Source organism: Loigolactobacillus jiayinensis (assembly GCF_003946445.1).
In the GTDB taxonomy this organism is placed as follows: domain Bacteria; phylum Bacillota; class Bacilli; order Lactobacillales; family Lactobacillaceae; genus Loigolactobacillus; species Loigolactobacillus jiayinensis.
In genome coordinates, this window is sequence record NZ_RHOF01000069.1 from 1 (window position 1) to 8,460 (window position 8,460).

Genomic DNA, 8,460 nt, shown 5'->3' on the forward strand with positions numbered 1-8,460 from the left:
TTTTAAAGAAAAAGACGAGAGGCTTTTCTATTTACACATAAAATTTGACACTCTCCTTTAGTTAGTTATAGTTTATTATAAGGGCCGCTAAACCCAACTGTAAACTGATTTCACTGAATAAACTTATAAAGGTCACACAATATTCAAAATTGGTAGGAACTTTTCTATAATGATGGTACAAAGACAAAGCAGGTGTATCCCTCAGTTCACGGGACGCACCTGCTTAAATTTCTATACTTCTTATAAATCAAAAAAAGCAGTCATCACTGACTGCTCTGCCTTACCGCTGAATTAACTGGCGTACTTGTTTGATGATCTGTGCACGTAAAACAATAATGATCACGGCATAAATGATAACACCGACACCAACTTCGATCACCAACCACATAGTATTAAATGGCTGGGTCACATTTAGCCAGCACACGACGGCAAACATCGCCAAGCCAGCAACAAAATATTTCCAAAAATCGGCGAATAAGTGGCGCACCGATAATTCATCACGAACCACGTATAACTGATAAATCGTCACACTGCCTTCTGACAAAACGGTAGATACCGCCGCACCCGCTGCACCCCAGTATATGATCAGTGGGATATTGAGAATTAAATTGACTACGGCCCCAATCGTAACTGAGATCGTAAAATCACGATTGCGGTTAGTTGGCATCAAATACTGCATCCCCAGCACATTACTCCATGCAATCACTAAGATTGCCGGTGCTTCTAGCATGATCAATGTACTGGTTGCGGCAAACTTAGCCCCAAAAAACCAAACCGCAAATTTTGGCGCAATGGCGGCCAGTCCCATGGTCATCGGCACTGAGGCTGCTGTGACGAAGTCGAACGAACTATACAAATAGCGCCGCACTTGTGCCTTGTCGCCTTTGGCAAACGTATGCGCGACTCGCGGCAACATCACAGTCCCAGTGGCGGTGACCACCGCCAGCACCATTTTAATAATCTTATCTGAATTATCAAAGAAGCCAGCTGCCGTCATGCCAGTAATGTTCCCCAACATCGTCTTGTTCAATACCAAATAAATCTGGGTGGCGATCTGCGGAATGAACAGCACCAACGCTGGTCGTAAATGGGGCAGTATATTTAGTTTACGCCATGATATCTTGACCAGGTGCCGGCGCAAAAATGGCCATAACGTTAAGTTACCGATCAATTGTGAGCCTGAAATAATGACAATGTACACGGCTAGATCCTGGGCATTTTTAACAAAGGTAAAAATCAAGACCACCGAGATAATTTTAACGATCGTATTGCGGACCACGGTGGTGCGGAAATCCTCTAGCCCCATGAAAAACCATGAAACATCAAAAGCCGCCGCCGTGATCAACAACGATTGCATCAATAAGTACACGTGATATTTGTTGGTAAAGCTTAAGTAGATGAAAAATACCGCTTCGGCCACAATGATCGCCGAAAAACGCAGTAACTCGATCTCCCAGAATGCCTTAGTCAATTTATGGGGGTCATCACGATAAAAAGCGACTTCCCGATTTCCGTACATGTTGATCCCAATACTACCAAACAGCACAAAATACTGAATGATTGAGTTAGTATAAGCATTGACCCCAACACCAGCAGGCCCAATCACCCGTGAAATATAAGGCGTCGTGATCAACGGCACCAATAACAGGAAAACCTGATAGCCTGCATTGTATAGATAATTTTTAACGACTTTCAATGTGATACCTCATTTCTAGAGAGTGCAAAAAAAGACGGTCAGCTTACGGCACATAACCTAGGTTACTGATAAGGGACACACAGCAGCGCGTTCAGTTGCCGTAGTTACGTGGAATAAGTTGTCTTTTTTTGCACGTTTACGCTAACTTCGTGGTCAGCTTACGGCACATAACCTATGTTACTGATAAAGAACACGCAGTGGCGCGTTCAGTTGCCATAGTTAGGTGGAATAAGCTGTCTTTTTTTGCACGTTTACGCTAACTTCGCGGTCAGCTTACGGAACATAACCTAGGTTACCGATAAGGAACACGCAGTGGCGCGTTCAGTTGCCGTAGTTAGGTGGAATAAGTTGTCTTTTTTTGCACGTTTACGCTAACTTCGCGGTAATTAGTAAATAGTACTTCAAACTGACGCCAAAGTACATCCCTGTGCGCATTCAAACATCACCACGTTAATTTACCAGTAACCTGAAAAAGCCAGCTTACGCTACCGCCAGTCGGAAGCTGCGTGTGTCAGCTAATAAGGCTAATATGAACACATTATACGACACATCCAGCAGATGTTGATCGACAATACAACTGACTGCAGTTACAGCAATCAACAATGGCAGTAAATAGTCGCCGCGGTGAACTTCCCGCCAAGCAAACCAGGTATAACCAATAAGTAGCGCTACAGCAACAATTAAACCAAAGCTCAACAGCACCGTTAAATACGATGAATCGATGAAAAAATACTCCTTGGTGATCAATTTGCCAGTAAACTGCTTGAAACCTTGCGTACCGCCCCAGCCAGTAGTTTTGATCACTTGACCAAATACTTGCGGATCATAGCGATCAAAGGCAGTCCGACCTAAACGCAACCGCGCTGACAACAACTTATTCAGATCTTCCAACCAAGGCACTTTTGGTGAATAGAAATAGCTTAATCCCAGCGATAACGCCGCACCAATTGCCATGGCACCAACGCTGACCCAAGCCACACCGATTGCCGGTCGAACGCCCTTTTCAATCAGCCAATAAACAGCTAACAGTACTAGCAACAGCGCAATTAGAATCGTGTCCAACCGTGCGTCACAAAAATACCACACAAACCACGCTGCAAATAAGCTAAGCAACCAATCATACCATTTAAAGCGGCCTTTCTTAACGGCCGCATAAGCCAATAATAAATACAGCACGTGAGCGGCAAAATCGGTGGGGTACTGAATGCCAAAAGAATTACGGTACGTCCCCTCACGCAAATAACGTAGATTAGGAATCAAATTTAGTAGTGACGACACGAAAATTAGGATGAATGTCGCTAGCCCAACTAATAGCGCAGTTTTGGCAATCGCTTCAAAGGACACTCGCCGTGCACCTATCATCAGTAAATAAACACCAATCAATATGTAGCGACCTGAAGTACGTGCCGTCCATGCCACCAGCACTAAGCCGGTGAACACCAGTAACCATTGTCCCATGGTGTAATGATCGAAGACAATAATTTTGGTCAAAAGTAGCGGCAAACCCACCGCCAAAACCACCAGCTCGAAGCGTACTGGTAAAGCATCATTGTACATCGAAGTGGCAAAAAAAGCGTAACTGAAAAATAAGCCAAAGGCACTTAAATATAAGCCAGTGGCCGTAATCCGACTAGCAGTTGCTTTCATCACCATCGCGCTACCTCCGCCAAGCAGTATAAATAAACGTCGCTAAAATGCCAAGGTACAGGCCAAATAACAACCCACCTAGCGTCAATTTTTGGACCCGGTTACCATTGATCAACGTCGCTTGTTTCGTCGTCGCCTGCTCAATAATTTGCACCGTGCCACTATTAGGCACTAACGTCGGCAATTGTTGTTGCACCGACTTAGCTAATAAATTAGCCGTTTGTGCCGCCAACTTTGCGCTAGTCCCCTGTGCACTTAATTTTAAATTCAAAGTATTCTGTGCCACTGTCGTACTGATACCAGCAGTTAGCGCAGTTTGGTCACCGTGATAGCCATTGATTTTCGTCAATTGCTGCTGCACTGGCTGCACGATCGTATTGCTTTTTACGATTTTACGGTATGACGCCATCGCCAAAACATCGGCATTGCGCTGATTAGGATCATTATTGGGATGATAGATCATCACTGTGCTGGCCGCTGAATACGTCGGTACCGTTGTGCGCTTACCCCAAGCAAACGCCCCAGCGGTGACAATCAACGCTGTAACCAACCAAATATACCAGTAACGGCCTAACGCCAACAGGAATTCCCCAAACGAAAGCCCATCGCGCGTTGAATTACTCATCATCATTGCTACCTCCAAAACTAATTTCACTATCGGTTAAACCGACATTACCTAGTTTAGCAAAAAACCGCGCAAATTGCGCGGTTTGTTTTTTAAGGTTCAAGTAAACTTATTTCTTCTCTTTGATGATATAAATTGGCCGCTTCTTCGCTTCCAAATAAATACTACCGATATACTTGCCTAAAATCCCTAAACATAGCAGCTGTAGGCCACCAATCATCAAAATGATAGACGTCATTGAAGCCCAACCAGTGACTGAGCCACCGTAAATGATCTTGCGGACAATAACAAAAGCAACGCCCATTAACGAGACTAAGAACGATAGAAAACCGACAAAGGTCGCTAAATTCAGCGGCGCATCGGAGAAATCAATAATACCATCAATCGAATAACGCAATAATTTCCAAAATGACCATGATGTTTTACCGCCAACACGATCACGATTTACATAACTTAAATATTTAGTTTTGAAACCAACCCAACTTAAAATCCCCTTAGAAAAGCGATTGTATTCGCTCATGGATAAAACCGCATCAACTACCTGCCGCGTCATTAAGCGAAAATCACGTACCCCGTTTTTAATTGGCGTGGAAGAAATCTTGTTGATAAATCGATAAAATGTATTCGCAAAAAATGATCTGATGATGGGTTCACCACCACGATCGATACGTCGTGTACCAACTACATCATAACCTTCATCCTCAATGCCAGCCATCATTTCCGCTAGCTGTTCTGGTGGATCCTGCAAGTCAGCATCCATCACCGCCACATAATCACCTGTCGTTGCCTGTAAGCCAGCATAAAGTGCCGCCTCTTTACCAAAATTCCGCGAAAACGAAATATAGTGCACCTGCTGTGGATCTTTTTGTTGTAAGTCACGTAAAACATCAAGTGTTGTATCACGCGAACCATCATTAATAAACCAGTATTCTAGCTTTGCACCGCGTAATTGCGGCTTAACTGCTTGCAGAGCTGCATAAAAAAGTGGAATCGTTTGTTCTTCATTAAAGCACGGTACAACTAATGAAAGCTTCTTTGCCATTTTATCCTCCGTTAAACTTGTCTAAAGCTAATTATCGTAGAAATAATGGCTAACATCAAGCCCTTAACGCTAAAGAATTTAAGTAAGGTTGACACTACTCTGCGTTACAGGTAAATTTATCTAGTTAACCTAAGGAGTGACCAATCATTATTCAACTTTTTAAAAAATATCAAGCCATCATTGCCTACTTATTTTTTGGCGGACTGACCACATTGATCAATATCGGCGTTTTTGCCATCTTAAATCCATTCATGAATTACCAAGTAGCTAACGTAAGCGCTTGGTTTATCTCTGTTTTGTTTGCTTATATTACCAATAAGCTTTGGGTTTTCTCTTCTAAAACAGCTGGTTTTTCGGAATTTGTCAAAGAAATCAGTTCATTCTTCTTCTTCCGCATTCTATCATTAATTATGGATATTCTCATCATGTGGGTCGGTGTTTCACTGCTACACGCAAACCCATTATTGACTAAGATTGTTGATAACGTTGTCGTTGTGGTGGCTAACTATTTCTTTAGTAAGTTATTCATTTTCAACTCAAAGCAAGGAAACTAGAACTTCTCTAAGCAGTGGTTTTCATTATCAAATACACCAATAAACGGAGCTAATTGAATTGATAAAATCTAATTCGAAACGATCATTATTTTTAATACTAGGCGCTTTCTTCATCCCAGCGCTATTATTTACACTTGTACTAATTTCCAAGCATGTCTATCCTTTCGGTAGTTCCTCGTTGCTTAGAGATGATATGAATTATCAGTATGTGAATTATTTTGCTTATTATAAAAACCATTTTGGTGATTTAAGTGCCTTTTTATACTCATATAACATGACTTTAGGTGGTAATTTCTTAGGTTTAACTAGTTATTATCTGTTAAGCCCGTTTAATTTAATTTTATTGCTATTCCCAATTCGCCACATTCCACTGGCAATTTACATAATGACTACTCTAAAACTTAGCTTTGCCGGATTAAATATGTACTTATTTCTACAATTCAGACAAGCACAGGTACTGTCAAAAATAACCCAGCCAATGCAAAACACAGCTTTATTACTTTTTTCAACTGCTTACGCACTAATGAGTTACAGTATGGTTTATTCCTTAGATATTATGTGGTTGGACGTTGTATTATTGCTGCCACTTGTTATTTTAGGTATCGAATGGCAGTTTTGTGGCCGTTCTTCAATGCTTTACCTCATCACGCTTTTTCTGAGTCTAATTTTTAACTATTATATTGGTTTTATGGTGTGCCTATTTGCCGCTAGTTATTTTGTCTTTCGCTTTATCCAACTTAAATTCATTCAAAAACACCCGCTTAAATCAGTAGTATTATGGTTACGTTTTGCCTTATCCAGTCTGCTAGCTGGAGGTGTAGCTGCATTTATTTTATTACCAACTTTCACAGCACTACGTGGCATTAAGGGAAATATTCCTTATAAATTTACGTTTGAAGAAACTTATAACGCACTTGATTTTGTTATGAAATTGTTTGGTGGCAGTTTTCGTTATACTGATTTATGGCTAGGACCTAATATTTTTGCTGGGATGCTAGTACTCTGCCTTACTATTTTTTATTTTCTTGATCGTCAGTTTAAGATTCAAGAGCGCTTGTTGGCGGCAACATTTTTGCTATATTTATTCTTATGTTCTTACATTTCTGGCTTAAACCTAATTTGGCATGGCTTTAGTGCCCCTCAAGGTTATCCTAATCGTTGGGCATTTATTTTTTCTTTCATGTTTATCCTTTTAGCCCATCAGGAGTTTGTTTTAGCTAAAAGGCCTAAAATAGAAGCCAGTTTAAAACTATTTGGTTTGATTTTTCTACTTTGTACATTATTTGCGAAACTATATCCAACAATCTTCAATTCTAAAGTTGTGGTCTATAATATTATATTCGGCGCTTTAATTTTATTTGCTTATGGATTAATGAAAACTGTAAATAAGCCCACGACAGTTTGGTTACTACTGTTAGTGAGTTCACTTGATCTTATATTTAATGCACAGGCTATTTTTGCAGCCAATTACCCATCTATTACTCGAACAGCCTTTGACCAATATTTACAGCAAACACAACCAATCATCAATAAAATCAAACAACAAGATAATAGCTTTTATCGCATTGGTACAACTTTCCAGAGAACTGAAAACGATCCGCTTCTATTGAACTACAACGGGGTCAGCCATTACAGCTCCAGTGAAAAAGTACAATCCATCAATTTTGCCAGCTTTTTGGGCTATCTACAAGCATCACGGTGGACAAATTATAATAATGGTTCAACACTTACAGCTGATTCACTTTTAGGCATCAAGTACCAAGTAACTACCAACAATGGAAATCATGACCAAACAATATTGGCTAATGGCGGCTTGGCCCATGCCTCAAAGCAAGAGCCACTAACCGCAACTGTTCCAGTTTTTACAAGCAATCATTATACCGTCTATCGTAATCCGTTAGCGTTGAATTTAGGTACAGTCGTTAATGATCAAGTCTTAGCATATAATTTTAAACAGCACCAGACACAAAATGTTTTCAACCGTCAAAACGACCTGCTCACCAAAATAACTGGAAAAGTAAGCAACGTTTTAACAGCTGCTAAACCACTAGCCAGTACACCAACGAGTGGTCAAATTGATTACCAATATCAAATTAAACAGACTGGCGTAGCCTATCTTTATATCCCAATGAAAACAAATATTGAATTACAACCCATCGACATTACCGTTAATGGCAAAAAAATGACTAATAGTTATTCTGATGCAGAAAACGGCATTATTAATTTAGGTGCTCACAAAAAAGGAGAACAGCTTAAAATCACCGTTGCAGCACAAGACCCACACACCTTGGCCATGACTGAACAACCACAAGTTGCTACAGAAAACTATTTGCAGCTTAAAGCGGCTGTTCTAGCGCTAAAAAAACAACCTGTCAGTTTGAAAATGCAATCCAATACCAAATTAGCTGGCACGATTACAACTAATCGAGACCAACAAGTACTTTTACTAACACTACCGTACGATGCAGGCTGGCATGCCAAAGTAAACGGTCGAACGGTAACGCCAAAGAAAGCGATGGGCAATCTTTTAGCCATCCCACTTAAACAAGGCAAACAAACCTATCGACTAACTTTCACTCCACTTGGGCTACGCTCTGGAGTCATTATCAGCATCATAGCTAGTATTTTCAGCTTATTTTATCTCTGGTTTGAATTTAAATTTAAAGATAAATTATAAAAATCCCTTATTCAAAAAAACGGCCACATTCATCACGAATGCGGCCGTTTTAACTTTATTCAGTACTACTTAGCTACCGCGGCGTCACCGCCGAAAATTGGGGTAACTGTCCGTTCGACGTATTGCGCCTTTACGGGCACTTCGTACGGATTAACGGTTTCGATCTCGAACATTTTCAGGTCAGCGATGGTTTGCATCGCAGTTTTGACCGTGGTTTCG

General features: G+C 40.8%; 7 protein-coding genes. 2 read left to right on the forward strand and 5 right to left on the reverse strand.

The window, feature by feature from the left end; genetic code table 11:
* Positions 1-280 precede the first annotated feature (280 nt).
* The 4 genes from EKM80_RS13175 to EKM80_RS13190 form a co-directional block, all read right to left on the reverse strand.
* Positions 281-1,696 (reverse strand): flippase, encoded by a 1,416-nt coding sequence (locus EKM80_RS13175; RefSeq protein WP_125553958.1) that lies wholly within the window; start codon positions 1,694-1,696, stop codon positions 281-283.
* A 480-nt stretch (positions 1,697-2,176) separates the two neighbouring features.
* A complete protein-coding gene (locus EKM80_RS13180; protein ID WP_125553960.1) occupies positions 2,177-3,349 on the reverse strand; it encodes a polysaccharide biosynthesis protein in 1,173 nt (390 codons plus the stop codon).
* Between the two features lie 4 nt (positions 3,350-3,353).
* Positions 3,354-3,974 (reverse strand): YveK family protein, encoded by a 621-nt coding sequence (locus tag EKM80_RS13185; RefSeq protein WP_225418890.1) that lies wholly within the window; start codon positions 3,972-3,974, stop codon positions 3,354-3,356.
* Positions 3,975-4,077: 103 nt separating this feature from the next.
* A complete protein-coding gene (locus tag EKM80_RS13190) occupies positions 4,078-5,010 on the reverse strand; it encodes a glycosyltransferase family 2 protein (RefSeq protein ID WP_125553962.1) in 933 nt (310 codons plus the stop codon).
* Between the two features lie 143 nt (positions 5,011-5,153).
* On the opposite strand from EKM80_RS13190, the gene EKM80_RS13195 reads away from it, so the two are divergent.
* Together EKM80_RS13195 and EKM80_RS13200 are read left to right on the forward strand one after the other, a co-directional pair.
* Positions 5,154-5,564, forward strand: coding sequence for a GtrA family protein (locus EKM80_RS13195; protein ID WP_125553964.1), 411 nt, complete (start codon positions 5,154-5,156; stop codon positions 5,562-5,564).
* 58 nt (positions 5,565-5,622) lie between these two features.
* A complete protein-coding gene (locus tag EKM80_RS13200) occupies positions 5,623-8,241 on the forward strand; it encodes a YfhO family protein (RefSeq protein ID WP_164509572.1) in 2,619 nt (872 codons plus the stop codon).
* A 65-nt stretch (positions 8,242-8,306) separates the two neighbouring features.
* On the opposite strand, the gene EKM80_RS13205 is transcribed toward EKM80_RS13200, so the two are convergent.
* Positions 8,307-8,460, reverse strand: a 154-nt coding sequence (locus tag EKM80_RS13205) for a DUF2922 family protein (protein ID WP_125553968.1), incomplete at its 5' end; no start/stop codon positions are given.